We start from the raw sequence: 16,094 nt of genomic DNA on the forward strand, positions 1-16,094 counted from the left end.
AACAAGTCGTCACTTGCTTGATTTCAGGATTGTAACAGGAGTTTTTATGACAGTAGCAACAGATAATAGCTTATTGAAGCAGCAAATAGTTGGCAATACCGCGGTAATTAGTATCAATAATCCGCCAGCCAATACATGGACCGCTGAGAGCTTACAAGAACTAAAACATGAAGTATTAGCGTTAAATGAGAATAAAGACGTTTACGCCTTGGTGATCACTGGTGAGGGCAATAAGTTTTTCTCTGCGGGAGCTGATTTAAAATTGTTTGCTGATGGCGATAAACAAAATGCCGCTGAAATGGCAGGTTATTTTGGTGAAGCTTTTGAAACATTAAGTGCTTTTCGTGGTGTGTCTATTGCTGCGATTAACGGCTACGCCATGGGCGGTGGCTTAGAAGTGGCACTGGCTTGTGATTTACGTATTTGTGAAGAGCAGGCACAGTTAGCATTGCCTGAAGCGACTGTTGGTTTACTGCCCTGTGCTGGTGGTACCCAAAACTTAACCGCTCTTGTGGGTGAAGGTTGGGCAAAACGTATGATTTTGTGTGGTGAGCGCATCTCAGCTGAAAAAGCAGAAAAAATCGGCTTAGTTGAAGAAGTGGTTGCACAGGGTAATGGCTTTAATGCAGCTATGGGGCTGGCTGAAAAAGTGGCCAATCAAAGCCCGAGCAGTGTTAAAGCCTGCAAAACGCTAGTTCAAGCTGGCCGCAGTATGCCGCGTTCACAAGCGCTCCCTCTTGAGCGAGAGTTATTTGTTGAGCTGTTTGATACCCAAGATCAAGCAGAAGGGGTAAATGCGTTTTTGAACAAGCGCAAAGCAAATTGGAAGAATGCCTAATGAGTGAGGTTAATAGCGAGCAAGTGCTGTTTAGCACCTTGCAAACCCCATCGACTAAGCGCATTGGTGTGGCGACGTTAAATATCGAAAAAGCCCTTAACGCATTAAACCTGAATATGGTGCAGTTATTAGCTGCGCAGCTCAGCGCTTGGCAAAAAGATGATTCAATTGTTGCAGTGATACTTGATGGCGCAGGTGAAAAAGCGTTTTGTGCTGGCGGTGATGTACGAGCAATTCATCAAGCATCAATTGCTTCTCCGGGAGAAGTAACTCAATCTGCGACGGAGTTTTTTAGCCAAGAGTATCAGCTAGATTACTTGCTACATACCTTTGGTAAGCCCGTTATTGTTTGGGGTGACGGCATTGTGATGGGCGGCGGTTTAGGTTTAATGGCGGGAGCAAGCCATCGTATCGTTACTGAACGTTCACGTATTGCGATGCCAGAGGTCACTATCGGCTTATATCCTGATGTTGGTGGCAGTTACTTCTTAAATCGTATGCCGGGCAAAAGTGGCTTATTTTTAGGTATGACCGCTTACAACATGTCGGCTAGCGATGCGTTGTATGTAGGGATAGGCAACTACTACCTTAACTCTGACCACAAAGGCACCTTGCTGGCGCAGTTATCGCAGCTTGATTGGCAAGATGATGCCGACACTAACCACCAATTATTAAGCTATATGCTTCAGAGTATTAGTGCTGGCGGGCTTGCTCAAGCAGGTGTCAGCCAGCTTGAACAACATCAATCGTTAATTGATGAACTGATGACGGGTTCGCTTGTTGACATTCAAACCAAAGTGCAGCAACTACAAAAGCATGTCTTAGAAGATAAGCCTTGGCTAGCTAAGGCACTGAAAACCATGCTGGCAGGTAGCCCTATTAGCTTGAGTTTAGTGCATTTGCAGTCAAGCTTTAGTTCTGAGCTGAGCTTAGCTCAGTGCTTTAAGTTGGAATTGGGGCTAAGTGTTAATTGCTGCGCTAAGGCTGACTTTAGCGAGGGAGTGCGAGCTTTACTCATTGATAAAGATCGTAATCCAAAGTGGCTGTTTAGTGATGTGGCAGCTATCCCTGATGGCTTTGTCGCAAGTTTATTGCAATCTCCATGGGAAGAGAGCCTGCATCCACTAAAGGATTTGCACTAATTAATAGCCAAGATGAGCTTATTAAACGGATTAACAGCTAAACGCTAGCGGTGAGTAGTTTTAGCCGCAATAGGGAGCACAATCCTTACCAATTACTCACATACGTGAGCGGGAGCGAGACATGAGTACAGTAGCATTTATAGGTTTAGGAAATATGGGCGGGCCGATGGCGGCCAATCTAATTAAAGCGGGTTTTACCGTTAAAGTATTTGATTTGGTTCCTGCGGCCATGCAGACACTTGCAGAGCAGGGGGCGTTAACAGCAAATAGTGCGTGTGGCGCAGCTGCTGGAGCTGACATAGTGATCACTATGCTGCCTGCTGGTAAGCATGTACGTAGTCTGTATGTGGGTGATGATAACGCTAAAGGTTTAATCGATGTTGTCGCAGCCGGTACTTTACTCATTGACTGCTCAACCATTGATGCCGACAGTGCACGTTTTGTGGCAAAACATGCAGCTGAAAAAGAGCTGGCATTTATTGATGCACCCGTGTCGGGTGGCACTGCAGGTGCGGCAGCAGGCACGTTAACCTTTATTTGTGGTGGTAGTGATAGCGCATTTGAGCAAGCGCAAGGCGTACTTAATGCCATGGGTGGCAATATCTTCCACGCAGGTGCTGCGGGTGCTGGGCAAGTCGCTAAAATATGTAATAATATGCTGCTGTCGGTACTTATGGTTGCTACATCTGAGTCTTTGCAGATGGGGATAGATCATGGACTCGACCCGCAAATACTGTCTGATATTATGAAAGTCAGTAGTGGTGGCAATTGGACTTTGGATAAATATAATCCTTGTCCTGGTGTCATGGAGTCTGTGCCATCATCAAATGGTTACCAAGGCGGCTTTATGGTTGATTTGATGGTAAAAGATTTAGGTTTGTCGCAAGAAGCAGCGCTACTATCTAATTCAAGCACGCCGATGGGCGCTTTAGCGCGTAGTCTTTATGTTAATCATGCTAAGCAAGGCAACGGTAAGCGTGATTTTTCGAGCATTTTTGAGCAGTTTGCTCATTCAGAACAGATAAAAAATAAAGGGTGATCCAATGGATTTAAAAGATAAGGTTGTTGTTATTACTGGCGGTGCTGGTGGGCTAGGTTACGCGATGGCGGAGAATTTAGCGGCCGCAGGTGCCAAATTAGCACTTATCGACGTTGACCAAGAGAAGTTGGAAAAAGCCTGTGCAAACATTGGTGCCACTACTGAAGTACAAGGTTATGCGGTTGATATTACTGATGAAGAGGATGTATTTGCCACCTTCCAGTTTATTAAAGAGGATTTTGGTCAAGTAAACGTATTGGTGAATAACGCGGGTATTTTACGTGATGGCTTATTGCTTAAAGCAAAAGAGGGCCAAGTGTATGACCGTATGTCGTTTGATCAATTCCAATCGGTAATTAATGTTAATTTGACTGGCTCATTCTTGTGTGGTCGTGAAGCGGCAGCAGCTATGATTGAAACCGGTCAGCAAGGCGTGATCATCAATATTTCAAGCCTTGCTAAAGCAGGTAACATGGGCCAATCAAACTACGCTGCGTCAAAAGCGGGTGTAGCCGCAATGAGCGTGGGTTGGGCAAAAGAGCTGGCACGTTACAATATTCGTAGCGCCGCTGTGGCACCGGGCGTAATTGAAACTGAAATGACTGCGGCGATGAAGCCAGAAGCACTAGAGCGTTTAGAGAAAATGGTACCCGTTGGCCGTTTAGGTCAAGCGGATGAAATCGCTTCAACTGTGCGCTTCATTATCGAAAACGATTATGTTAATGGTCGCGTATTTGAAATCGACGGTGGTATCCGTTTGTAAGCTTACTGCCTATGAAAATGGTGCCAATGCCGAGGTTGTGCAGCTGGTACTATTGCAGTTTAAAAACGGGCGTTGGCCCGTTTTTTTATAGCTAAATATCAGAATTTGAATAATGTTTTAGTGTTGGGTCATAATAGCTTAAGCCGCTAAGCGACTCAGGGGATTTTTGGCAAGCTTATTCAATTCGAATAACAGCAATCTCGCTGAGCGACCAAATGTATATACTGAACAGTATTGAAAGGAGTGTGAGAACGAAATGGATAAGCTTGAAAGAGCGACAAAAATAATGATGTTAGTTGTGGGTTGTGTCGGTCTGGCGGTGATCTATTTCGGTTTTTTTTATCTATTATTCACAGGTAAAAGCACGGCAGCTATCCCTTGGTATATTCTGTTATCGCCATGGGTGTGTATCTATTTTGGTTTAAGTCGCCATAAGCAAATCGGTGTGATTAATTGGTTTGTGAATAAATTCCGTCGTAAATCTTAGGTATTGATAATAAATAAGCTAATGGTCGTTTTGGGACTGCAGGTTAGGTAAGAAATGAAACTGATATCCATTACATTGCTAGTATTTGTAGGCCTGTTGTCATTGATAGGCTGCGATAATGCGACTAAACCATCTGAGATAACTCCTACTGCACCGAAAGTTGATGGCGTTTATGTCGCTGAGTTCGGCAGTTGGGCATCGCCTGTGACGCCTGAAGATGTCTATGATTTGTCCGATGATATCAGTGATGTCCGCGCTACCACTCAGGGCATTTACTTTGTACAAAGTAACGCAAATAACGAAGGCAAAAAAGCGGTATATCGTTTTGATACAGAAGCAGGCCTCACAAAAGTTGTTTCTTCTGACTTTAATATTCGCAGCAGAGTGAACGAATACGGTGGCGCGCCTTTTGCCGCTATTGGTAACAGTTTATTTGCCACTAAGTTTTCTGATCAAATTCTATATCGCATTGCACCGAATCAAGCACCATTTGCATTAACACCTAATGGCACCCGTCACGCGGGTTGTATCTCTAACCCTAAGGCATCAAGACTTATTTGTGTCCGTGAAGATCATCGTGGTGATGGCGAACCTGTGCATAGCTTAGTCGGGATTAATTTAAGCTATGCAGATGAAGGGCAAACACTGGCGATTGGCGCAGATTTTTATAGTATGCCTGTGCTGTCACCTGATCAAACTCAGCTTGCTTGGATCGCTTGGAACCATCCCAACATGCCTTGGGATAAGACTGAGTTGTGGTTAGCTGATCTTGATACAAAAGGCGCAGTTGTTAACCCACGTAAGATAGATACAGCGCAACAAGGTGCAATTACTCAGCCTCTATTTAGCCCTACAGGACAGCTTTACTTCATTGCTGATTTTAATAATTGGTGGAACATTTATCGTTTAGATCCACAGTATGTTCCTGAAATCGTATTAGCACAGCAGGCCGAGTTTGCCGATGCAGATTGGCAAATTGGTAACTACAGCTATGCCTTTGAAAATGAGCATAGGTTGATTGCAACATACAATAACGATGGTTTAGCTCAGTTGATCCGCATTGATACTCACAGCGGTGTGACCGAGCCTATTGCGGTTGAGTTTGCTGAGATAGATTACGTGACTCAACATGGTAATGATGTGTTTTTTGTTGGTGCCAAAGAAACACCTGAAAAGGGCATATATAAAATCCAAGGTCGAGCGGCGCAGTTAGTTTATGCACCAAACTTACCTGTGATGGACCCTCACTTTATTTCACGACCACAAAGTCTCAGTTACAAAACCGCGAATGACGAGCTGGCTCATGGCTATTTGTATCCGCCTAAAAATCCAAACTTTAGAGGGCCAAGCGATAAAGAGCCGCCATTAGTATTGATGATGCATGCAGGCCCGACAGCAAAAGCCAGCCGTGCCTTTAGGCGCGATGTTCAATACTGGACTAGCCGCGGTTTTGCGGTGTTTGATGTTAATTATCGTGGTAGTACTGGTTTTGGCCGCGATTATCGTAATAGCCTTTATGGCAATTGGGGGAAATCTGACGTTGTAGATGCTGTAAGGGCTGCAGGGTTTCTGGTTAATCGTGGTGATGTCGATGGACGTAAACTCGCGATTAGGGGCAACCGTGCTGGTGGATTTACTGCGTTATCGGCAGTGGCTAACTACAGCACATTTGGTGCAGGAGTGAGTTATTCGGGGATCAGCGATATGGAAGAGTTTAAGCGTCACTCCCATAAATTTGAATCCCATTATTTACTGCGACTATTGGGCAGCATAGATAATTACCGCCAGCGCTCCGCTATGGCCAACTTAAAAGGGATTAATGAGCCGCTGCTTCTCATCCAAGGGGTCAATGACTCACTTATCCCAGCTGAGCAGTCGCTGATTATCTATGAGGCTGTAAAAGCTAAAGGTGTGCCTGTCACCTATTTGGCATTCAGTGATGATGCAGCCAACCGCGTATCACCACAAAGTAAAAAGCAGGCACTTGAAGCTGAGTTATCGTTTTATGGACAAATATTTGGCTTTACGCCAGCCGGTAGCATGCCAGCATTAGCAATTGAAAATATCGATAATTTGCGCAGGCGATAAGCTCGAATGCTGCACTGTATGGCTGGCTACTAGCACTTTTTACATGTGTGCTTACTTAAGCCACTTAAAATGGCGCAATTAGGTTGATTACCACCTTGGCACTCATTGATTAGTTCAGCGAGTTGCGCTTTTAGTGCCATCATTTGTTGGATACGAGTGTCGATATCTTGCAAGTGATGCTCTGCTAGCGCTTTAACGTCGGCAGCATTTCTACTGGTGTTATTTTGTAGTTCGAGCAGGGCTTTGCTGTCATCTAAGGTAAAACCCAGTGCGCGGCAGTGCTGAATAAATTCTAATGATTCGATTGCCTGCTGGTTATATTCTCGGTAACCATTGTCATTACGTTGGCCTACCACTAAACCGATATCGTGGTAATAACGGATACTTTTGACCGAAAGCCCGGTTATTTTAGCGACTTCGCCAATCTTCATCACACTTCCTTTTACCAATCTTATTTAGCGTTTGACTCTCCCCTAATGGGAGACATTAGCATCAATTATACAAGTTTAATGTCTTTTATGTTTAACAGTTATTGACTGTGATGTAAGAGCGGTTCAATAAGGAAAGTTTGATGGCTAACTTCAATCTGTATGTAGCAAAAATGGCTTGCGCCAGCTGTGTAGCAAAGATTGAGAACGCGTTTGCGCAATCAAGTGCATCGGGATCGGCGACAGTGAATCTGGCTGACAAATTAGTGTTAGTTTCTGGAGATATAGATAGCACCACCGCACTCAAGATTATTAAAACGGTTGGATTCGATGCTGAATTAGTTATCGACGCTAAGACGGCTGCGGAGCAAAAGGCGGCTGATGAAGTTAAAGAATATCGGTTGCGAATGATACAAGCGGCAGTAGGGTTAGGCCTTGGGATACCTTTAATGCTTTGGGGCTTGCTCGGCGGTGAGATGATGGTCAATAACCACAATCAGCAATGGGCATGGGGCGCTGTTGGTGTAGTTACAGTATTGGTTATGCTGCTAACTGGTCGGCATTTTTATCAAGGTATGTGGCGCGCAATTAAAGCCAAAAGCGCGAACATGGACACCCTCATTGCGTTAGGTACTAGTGCGGCATGGCTATATTCTATGATGGTAGTGCTGGCACCGCAGTGGTTTCCTGCAGATACTCGCCATGTTTACTTTGAAGCCAGCGTGATGATTTTAGGTTTAATTAATTTAGGCCATGGATTAGAGCTGCGCGCCCGCGGTAAAACCAGTGAAGCAGTGCAGGCTTTGCTAGGATTACAAGCAAGCACAGCAACGCGTATTACCGACACGGGTGATGAGCAAGTGCCTATTGAGCAGCTGCAACTGGGTGACAGATTACGCTTACGTCCGGGCGATAAAGTCGCACTAGATGGTGAGGTCGAAAGTGGCCAAAGCTTGATAAATGAATCCATGTTAACCGGTGAGCCTATTCCAGTCACCAAAGCGCAAGGTGATAAAGTCAATGCAGGCACAGTGAATACTAATGGTAGTTTAATCTACAAAGTGACCGCCAAAGCCGCCGACACTAAGCTGGCAAAAATTATTGAGTTGGTGCAACAGGCACAAATATCAAAAATGCCGATAGGCCGCTTAACGGACAAAATCTCTGCTTATTTTGTGCCGGTCGTGGTGATGATAGCGATTATCAGTGCGCTGGTTTGGTATAGCTTTGGCCCAGAGCCAGCGCTGTCTCACGCATTAGTCGTACTCACTAGCGTGCTTATTATTGCTTGTCCTTGTGCACTTGGTTTAGCAACGCCGATGTCGATTATGGTGTCAGTTGGCCGTGCAGCGCAGTTAGGCGTGTTAGTCCGCAATGGTGAAGCACTGCAAACGGCGAGTAAAGTGACAACCGTGGTGCTTGATAAAACAGGCACAGTCACCCAAGGTACACCAGAGCTTACTGATCTACTGGTGTTGGGAGAAACGGCATTAGCAACAACAGTTAATAAAGCCGAGCTTTTAAAGAATGTGGCCTCTTTAGAGCAACACTCTGAGCACCCACTTGCGAGTGCGATTATCACTAAAGCGAAAACAGATGGTTTAGTCTTGGTCGAACCTGAGCAATTTACCAACCATCAAGGGAAAGGGATCACCGGGCTGGTTAATGGGCTGCAATACAGCGTGGGTAATGCCAGTTTGATGCAGCAGTTGCACATAGGTGAATGGCAATCTTGTGAGACGTTAAGCGAAGAGTTTGGTCGTCAAGCAAAAACACCGATATTTGTCGCTGTAGATAAACAGCTGGTTGCCATAATGGCGATAGCAGATCCGATCAAAACTGATGCGCTTGAAGCGATTAGTGCTATGAAATCTAAAGGCTTAAAAGTTGTGATGCTTACAGGCGATAATCAAGCTACTGCCGATGCGGTGGCGCACAAAGTCGGCATAGATTCGGTAATTGCCAATGTGTTGCCAGAGCAAAAGCAAGCTAAAGTTATAGAGCTGCAGCAAGCGGGCGAGGTTGTGGCTATGGTAGGCGATGGCATTAATGACGCCCCCGCCTTAGTCAGTGCTGATGTTGGCTTTGCAATGGGGCAGGGAACGGATATTGCAATTGAAAGTGCTGACTTTACCTTGTTATCAAGTCGGTTGATGGTGATTAACGACAGCTTAGCATTGGCAAAAGCAAGTATGAGAAACATTAAACAGAATCTATTTGGCGCGTTTATCTATAATAGTTTGGGGATCCCTTTAGCAGCTGGGCTATTGTTTCCATTTACCGGTATGTTGCTAAGCCCTGTCGTTGCGGGGGCGGCGATGGCGCTTTCTTCATTAACTGTGGTCAGCAATGCTAATCGACTTCGGCGAACAAAGCTGAATTAGCAGCTTGATTAACTCATTGCCAAGCGATGATTGATAGCTGAGTATGCTAATAGTGATTTAAGCCGCAAGCATGCTCAGGATAATTCACTAAAATGTCATCATCGCAGGCCATTGGCAGTTGATAAAGTAGGCTAAAATGCTATAGTATCGCGCTTAATTTTATAGGCTTGGTGCCATGCGGCGTCAACCTTCGGCCAGTAGGTCGGTATCGAGATAATCTTGTTACCGAGTTACTGGTTTTTGTTTTATCTATGATGACGTTAATCATATAACCAAAAGCGGAATTGTCACTTTGATTACTACAGCTAATATCACCATGCAGTTTGGCTCTAAGCCACTGTTTGAAAACATCTCAATTAAGTTTGGCGGCGGAAACAGATACGGTCTGATCGGCGCCAACGGTTGTGGTAAATCAACCTTCATGAAGATCCTTGCCGGAGATTTGGAGCCAACCTCTGGTAACGTGTCACTCGATGTGAACGAGCGTTTAGGTAAGTTGAGCCAGAACCAATTTGGTTATGAAGAATACAGTGTGGTAGATACTGTAATTATGGGCCATGCAGAGCTTTGGAAAGTTAAGCAAGAGCGTGACCGTATCTATTCACTACCAGAAATGTCTGAAGAAGACGGTATTAAAGTTGCTGAGCTTGAGATGGAGTTCGCTGAGATGGACGGTTATACCGCTGAATCTCGCGCTGGTGAACTGCTAATGGGCGTGGGTATTGGTGTAGAGCAGCATTTTGGCTTAATGAGCGAAATCGCTCCAGGCTTTAAGCTACGTGTACTTTTGGCGCAGGCATTGTTCTCTGATCCAGATGTATTGCTACTTGACGAACCAACCAACAACTTGGACATCGATACCATTCGTTGGTTACAAGAGATGCTAAACCAACGTAACAGCACCATGATTATCATCTCGCACGATAGATATTTCTTGAACTCAGTTTGTACTCACATGGCTGACTTAGACTACGGTGAGCTACGTGTTTACCCTGGTAACTACGATGAGTACATGATGGCTGCGCAGCAAGCTCGTGAGCGTTTAATGTCTGACAACGCTAAGAAGAAAGCACAAATTGCTGAACTTCAAGGCTTCGTTGCCCGTTTCTCTGCTAACGCTTCTAAAGCTAAGCAAGCGACATCACGTGCTAAGCTAATCGATAAGATTAAGCTAGACGAAGTAAAAGCATCTAGCCGCGTGAACCCATTCATTCGTTTCGAACAAGAGAAGAAATTGTTCCGTAACGCGCTAGTGGTAGAAGATCTAGCGAAAGGTTTTGATCACACGCTATTTAAAGATCTAAACATCATTGCTGAAGTGGGTGAGCGTATTGCAATTTTGGGTGAGAACGGTGTGGGTAAAACTACGCTGCTACGTACATTAGTACACGATATCCCACAAGACAGCGGTACTATTCAGTGGTCTGAAAACTCATCGATTGGTTACTACGCACAGGATCATGAGTCAGATTTTGCTAACGACATGACATTGTTTGAGTGGATGAGCCAATGGCGTAAACCAGAAGATGATGATCAATCAGTTCGTGGTTACTTAGGCCGTATGCTATTTAGCTCAGATGACATTAAAAAGTCAGTTAAAGTGCTATCTGGTGGTGAAAAAGGACGTATGTTGTTTGGTAAGCTCATTATGCAAAAGCCAAACATCCTATTACTTGATGAACCAACAAACCACATGGATATGGAATCAATCGAGTCATTGAACAACGCGCTTGAAATGTACGAAGGTACACTGTTCTTCGTCAGTCATGACCGTGCATTCGTATCGTCACTAGCGAACCGTATCCTTGAGATCACACCAAACGGCGTTAATGATTTCAAAGGTACTTACGATGAGTTCCTAGCGAGCAAAGGTATTGAAGGTTAATTTACCTTTACACTAGTTCGATAAAATTAAGCCCGAGTTAATCGGGCTTTTTTGTGTCTGGAACATTTATGGAAAATTGCTATGGATGGCAAAAATTTTCCGTTGTGTCTGGAAGTTGGTTAGCTTGGAATGAAGGCTGAGCATATTTTTAGTTAACTGTTTCAGCTGTTTTTATTTGTACTGCGAGGCAAGCTTTTAAGTTTCGATATATCCTCTTAACTTACAATATCCGATAAACGATCAAAAGGACTGATTGTTCCTGCTCTATTTTGCCCAAGAACATGTGTATAAATTTCTGTCGTTCGCAGATCTTTATGCCCTAATAACTCTTGTACTGTGCGTATATCGCTGCCTTGACCCAATAGTTGTGTAGCAAATGAATGGCGAAAAGTATGGGCAGTTACTCGTTTCTGAATATTACTTTTTATTACTGCGTTTCTCAGGTTTTTCGAAAAGCTCGATTCATGAATATGATGGCGACAAAGGTATCCGTCAATGGGGTGGCAACATGTCGTTGTCGATGGAAATAAGTACTGCCAGCTCAAGTCTTTTAAAACTGATTTGTATTTCCGGTGTAAAGCAGAAGGAACTGAAGTGAGGCCATTTCCACTATTTAAGTCATTTTTATGGATTTGATTGACTAACTGTATTTGTTTTTGCAAAGGTTGATTTAATTGCTTAGGTAACAGTGTATATCGGTCTTTTGCACCTTTTCCTCTAAAAATGAATAAAGATTGAGCTTCAATATTCACGTTCTGAACTCTTAATGTTAGAGCTTCCCGTAGCCTCAACCCACAACCATATAACAATGAAGTGACTAACCAATATGGACCGTTAAGGTGCCTTAATATTGATGCGACCTCGGTAGGCGTCAATACTGTTGGTAAGTTCTTTGGCTTTTTAGCATAGCCATATTTTAAACCTTCAAATTCCATACTGAGCACATGTTTGAACATAAAAATTAGTGCGCATAAGGCTTGGTTTTGTGTTGCCGAACTGACACCACGGTTACAGCTAAGAAACGTAAGAAATTGCTCTATATGACAGCTTTGCATATCTTTTGGGTGCATATACTGATGAAACTTAATGAAATAACGTACCCAATACAGATAGCTTTTCTCAGTTTTCAAACTGTAGTGTTTAGTTCTTAACACTTGTCGAATGGATTCAATAAAAAACGATGGCATAGCTCCTCACTTATTAGCGCTGTATGTATATACAGTTATAATGGGTGTTGGACATTTTTGCCATTGTTTGAGAACAAACAAGCAAGGTATTTCAAGTAGGATGTTTATAAGTGACTGTTTAAAAGCAATTTTCAATGATGATTAACCCTCAATTTGTCACAAATATGCAAATTCTGAGTTTTACCATGAAAAGAGCGAGTAAAAGTACAGACAATGAAGGTGTAAAGTATTGAATTTGTAAAAATTCAAGGTTAGCCTGTTAACATTCAAGTTACTCGGCTGTCTGTTCTTATTCGGAATTCAGCCTAATATACTGTTAAGTCTACTTAGTAAGGTAAATGGAATGACCCGGGCTAAAGTGTTTAAGCTGCTCATTTTTATCCAGATAATTGTCACGATAATGTTCAATACGATTCCTATCGAGCTTACGTTTTATATGAACCCTTTTTATATTGTGGGTATGGCGCTTGGGGGCTTCTTGATGCTAAAGGCGATTTTTTATGCTTGTCCCCATTGTGGGAAACATCAAATCATGCTTGGTTTCTTTAACTATCGTTTGCCAACGGATAACTGCTATACATGTTGCAAGAAAATTGATTTATAAATCTATTAGCTGCGTTATCAGTCAGCCGAGACTTAACAAGGCCAAGCAATCCGACTTCGTCAGTTGTCGCGTTTCTTGCAAAGGCCGCAACAAATCGTGCCAACTACTCCACGGTTGTTGGCGGCGTTATGTTCCTGAGTCACGGATAGATTATGAGTTTTAAAATAGGTCTAGGTATTACACTTCGAGAGCATATCAAGAATTGCATTGATGAAAGCACTGACTTTGAGTGGATGATATTTAGCCAGCCCGATTACTCGCTAGAAATGATGGTGTATCCCGTAATTTTAGATGACTGGGATCTTGAGCCTGAGGAGTATGAGAAAATCGAGGAGGCCGTATTGTCTGAGAAATTGGGTTATGGAAACCTCCTCAGTAATGATCAGCTAGTAGATGTTGTTCTAAATATTGAGTCACAGAAAAATAACTATTCAGACATGGATTTAGAGGCTGCAATAAATCATTATGATAAACGCGACGCCTTCATCACATTATAAAGAACATAACAATTATAGGCAGTTAGAAAAATTGGTGCTGTAGGCGTTAGAGCTACTGCAGATTCAAACTATGGAGTATACATTGAAAGGATACAAAATTTTTATTACGGTAATATCTGCCACAGCAATTTTAGTCGGTTGCGCAAGTACTCAAAGTGAAATAATTTCAGAAAATAATGGTGTAATTAAATACGAATCTCGCTGTGGGAAGCATGAGTACACGAAAGAACAAAACTTAGCAGATTCAGTTCACGATATGCTGCTTTCAACAAAGGCTCCTAAATACCCAATAAAAGCAGCTCGCAATAGAATACAGGGTTACACGAAACTAGAGTTTGATATATCGCATGATGGAAAACCATTAAATATCAATGTGATAGAAGCATATCCATCAGAAGTTTTTAATTCTGCTGCTGTCGAATCTTTTTCTAGTTGGCGTTACAAGCCTAAACCTAGCAGCTGTCATAGTATTCAACTTGATTTTAACATGGGGTAAAGTAGCTCTAACAAGCTAATTAATAAGGACAAAAAACAGTTGGCTGTTTTCGTTCCTCAACATTTTAGCCAACAATTTTTTGCCTATTATTAGGGCGTTATGTTTTCAGGAGAGTAAACATTTGTCGATCAATTGGAATGAAACTGACTATTCAACTTATGAATGGGTTTTAGATAAACCCAAAGAGCAGTTTTATATTGAGGATTGCTTTGATAGTGACAGACTTATATTGTGTGGTGCTCCCAATAAACTTGCTTTAAGTGCTTACCAAGAAAAAAAGGTGAGAGATGGCTGGGCTAATATATTACCGACTTTAGAAAGCGTCGAAATGTTGTGGGTAGCTCCTAAAGTGAATCAAAAGTTATTTGATGCTATTTGTGAAATGCCAAACTTAAAAGGACTATGGATAAAACACTCCAACATTAAGAGCATCGACTATAAAAAATTGTCTAACTTGGTTTATTTTAATTTGGGTAGTTCAACTCATCTAAATTCGTTTGATGGTATCGAAAGTCTAAGTAAGCTCAAATGGTTGGAGTTTGAAAACATAAAGAGTATTTCGGATATCAGCGAACTTGCTAAATTAACAACCTTAAAAGTTCTTTGTTTAAACGGAAGTATTTGGACCACTCAAAAGCTAAATACACTCTCTCCAATAGAAAGTTTAATTAACTTAGAGCGACTTACACTGGTTAATACAAAGGTACTTGATAAAAGCCTTGAACCGCTGCACGGTTTACCTAGATTGAAAGGTGTTGATTTAGCTAAATGGTGGCCTGAGGATCAGATTAGCGCTCTGCAAAAAGCTAACCCTAGGTTACTTAAAAACTGGAAAGAATGGCGAGATTGGTAGCAAAGAAAACATAACAAACCAATCAAGCGGGACTGCTAAAGCATGGCTCGGTTCCGCTTCGCTTCACATTATAGCCATGCATTTATCAGCCCCTTATTGGGGCGTTAGGTACTTATCGAAGTTATGAGTTTTAAAAGAGCGCGATGGGAACAAGGAAGCGTTTATGCAATTCCTCTGGAAGACGGAAGCTTTGGTGTTTGCCAAGCAATAGATTTAATGATGCCCAATGTTGTATATATCGCAGTATTTTCTTATAAATTTAAAGAACTTCCTGAAACTATCCCGTCATTAAATAAAAGTGATATTTTGTCTCTGGGCGCAACATGGAAGCAAGAGTTAAACAATGGAACATGGGCATCATTAGGTAAATGCGAACCTGTTGTAGTGAAATCAGACTTCCCAAATGAAGAATTTGCAGAAGACGGTTATGTCGGTGCAGTTACATCGGATGCAGGCTTATACTCAAATTTTTTAGCAGCATGTTTTGGTTTAACTCCGTGGAATACCATGTTTGACCCTAATTATTGGGATGAATACTTAAATACAGGAAATTCTCGCCCAAGCTCAGTTAAAATCTTGAGTGAAGAAGCACGCAATAAATATCGTAGCGAAGAGTTGGGTGTAAAAAGTACCTAACAAGCGCATTAAGTAACGGGACACAAAACAGTTGGTCTTTTGCTCGTTCCTCGCTAAATTATAACCAACTATTTTTAGCCCCTTATGCGGGCGTTATATTTCAAGGAAGGTTATGGAGTTAACTCAGAAAAAGTCATCAAATCAAACAACATTCGAGTTTGGTGAAGAAAAGCTTAAATACTCAATTAAAGATGCTTCGGGAAAGAAAACATTCTCAACTGAATACGGTTCTATTTCTGATGAGGATTTTGACGAATTGGAAGAGAAAAATGCTTGGTTTAGAAATGTTGGCATATTGTGGGTGCTTATAGGTGTATTCCAAATTGCTAACCGCTTTATGGAGTCAGGTTCTTTTTCTGGTTCAATGTGGTTAACGCTTGGAATTATTTGTTTAATTACTTATCGGTTTAAAACTACAAGCTATACAATTGTTAACGCAGAAAAAGGTAGAATATTCATCATTCAAGATGATCAACATTCAAAAATACTTGATGAAATTTCTGAGCGTAGAAAGAAGCAATGGAAACTCTGGTATGGCTCGGTAAATTATGAGAATGATCCACAAAATGAACTAAACAAATTTCAATGGCTACTGGACAAAAAAGTTATTTCAGACGATGAATTCAAGACAGTAAAGCTTGAAATCGGTCAAGATACTAAAACTCCGGAAAGAGTGCTCAATTGAAATATAACAAGCTAATTAATAAGGACAAAAAACAGTTGGCTGTTTTCGTTCCTCAACATTTTAGCCAACAATTTTTTGCCCA

General features: G+C 42.3%; 15 protein-coding genes. 13 read left to right on the forward strand and 2 right to left on the reverse strand.

Features of this window, described 5'->3' with window-relative positions:
* The first annotated feature begins 46 nt into the window (after positions 1-46).
* The 6 genes from L884_RS0114420 (at position 47) to L884_RS0114445 (ending at position 6,357) form a co-directional block, all read left to right on the forward strand.
* Positions 47-838, forward strand: coding sequence for an enoyl-CoA hydratase (locus tag L884_RS0114420; protein ID WP_028768155.1), 792 nt, complete (start codon positions 47-49; stop codon positions 836-838).
* Positions 838-1,980: an enoyl-CoA hydratase/isomerase family protein gene (locus L884_RS0114425; RefSeq protein WP_037410992.1), complete on the forward strand. Its 1,143-nt coding sequence runs from the start codon at positions 838-840 to the stop codon at positions 1,978-1,980. Before L884_RS0114420 ends, L884_RS0114425 begins: the two co-directional genes overlap by 1 nt.
* Positions 1,981-2,101: 121 nt before the next feature.
* A complete protein-coding gene (gene mmsB, locus L884_RS0114430) occupies positions 2,102-3,019 on the forward strand; it encodes a 3-hydroxyisobutyrate dehydrogenase (protein ID WP_028768157.1) in 918 nt (305 codons plus the stop codon).
* Positions 3,020-3,023: 4 nt separating this feature from the next.
* Positions 3,024-3,782, forward strand: coding sequence for an SDR family oxidoreductase (locus tag L884_RS0114435; RefSeq protein WP_028768158.1), 759 nt, complete (start codon positions 3,024-3,026; stop codon positions 3,780-3,782).
* Between the two features lie 256 nt (positions 3,783-4,038).
* A complete protein-coding gene (locus L884_RS0114440) occupies positions 4,039-4,269 on the forward strand; it encodes a hypothetical protein (protein WP_028768159.1) in 231 nt (76 codons plus the stop codon).
* A 54-nt stretch (positions 4,270-4,323) separates the two neighbouring features.
* On the forward strand, positions 4,324-6,357 hold the full coding sequence (locus tag L884_RS0114445) for a S9 family peptidase (protein WP_028768160.1): 2,034 nt from the start codon (positions 4,324-4,326) through the stop codon (positions 6,355-6,357).
* 29 nt (positions 6,358-6,386) lie between these two features.
* On the opposite strand, the gene L884_RS0114450 is transcribed toward L884_RS0114445, so the two are convergent.
* Complete coding sequence (locus tag L884_RS0114450; protein ID WP_028768161.1) at positions 6,387-6,788, reverse strand: MerR family DNA-binding protein; 402 nt, start codon at positions 6,786-6,788, stop codon at positions 6,387-6,389.
* A gap of 140 nt (positions 6,789-6,928) precedes the next feature.
* Here L884_RS0114450 and L884_RS0114455 point away from each other — a divergent pair, with 140 nt between their 5' ends.
* A complete protein-coding gene (locus tag L884_RS0114455; protein WP_037410994.1) occupies positions 6,929-9,169 on the forward strand; it encodes a heavy metal translocating P-type ATPase in 2,241 nt (746 codons plus the stop codon).
* A gap of 292 nt (positions 9,170-9,461) precedes the next feature.
* Entirely contained in the window at positions 9,462-11,054 is a 1,593-nt protein-coding gene (locus tag L884_RS0114460; RefSeq protein WP_028768163.1) for an ABC-F family ATPase, read from the forward strand.
* Between the two features lie 215 nt (positions 11,055-11,269).
* Here L884_RS0114460 and L884_RS0114465 read toward each other — a convergent pair whose 3' ends face one another.
* Complete coding sequence (locus L884_RS0114465; RefSeq protein ID WP_037410996.1) at positions 11,270-12,241, reverse strand: integron integrase; 972 nt, start codon at positions 12,239-12,241, stop codon at positions 11,270-11,272.
* Between the two features lie 756 nt (positions 12,242-12,997).
* Here L884_RS0114465 and L884_RS0114480 point away from each other — a divergent pair.
* From L884_RS0114480 to L884_RS0114500, 5 genes are all read left to right on the forward strand, one after another.
* The gene (locus tag L884_RS0114480; protein ID WP_028768165.1) at positions 12,998-13,342 is read left to right on the forward strand and encodes a DUF7716 domain-containing protein; all 345 of its coding nucleotides are present in this window, start codon (positions 12,998-13,000) and stop codon (positions 13,340-13,342) included.
* Between the two features lie 82 nt (positions 13,343-13,424).
* Positions 13,425-13,838, forward strand: a complete 414-nt coding sequence (locus L884_RS22645) for an energy transducer TonB (RefSeq protein WP_169731792.1) — start codon at positions 13,425-13,427, stop codon at positions 13,836-13,838.
* A 121-nt stretch (positions 13,839-13,959) separates the two neighbouring features.
* Positions 13,960-14,691 (forward strand): leucine-rich repeat domain-containing protein, encoded by a 732-nt coding sequence (locus L884_RS22650; protein ID WP_028768166.1) that lies wholly within the window; start codon positions 13,960-13,962, stop codon positions 14,689-14,691.
* Between the two features lie 123 nt (positions 14,692-14,814).
* Entirely contained in the window at positions 14,815-15,327 is a 513-nt protein-coding gene (locus L884_RS0114495; RefSeq protein ID WP_084221447.1) for an Imm26 family immunity protein, read from the forward strand.
* A gap of 112 nt (positions 15,328-15,439) precedes the next feature.
* Positions 15,440-16,012, forward strand: coding sequence for a DUF308 domain-containing protein (locus L884_RS0114500; RefSeq protein WP_028768168.1), 573 nt, complete (start codon positions 15,440-15,442; stop codon positions 16,010-16,012).
* Positions 16,013-16,094: the final 82 nt, after the last annotated feature.

Source organism: Shewanella fidelis ATCC BAA-318, from assembly GCF_000518605.1.
In the GTDB taxonomy this organism is placed as follows: Bacteria; Pseudomonadota; Gammaproteobacteria; order Enterobacterales; family Shewanellaceae; genus Shewanella; species Shewanella fidelis.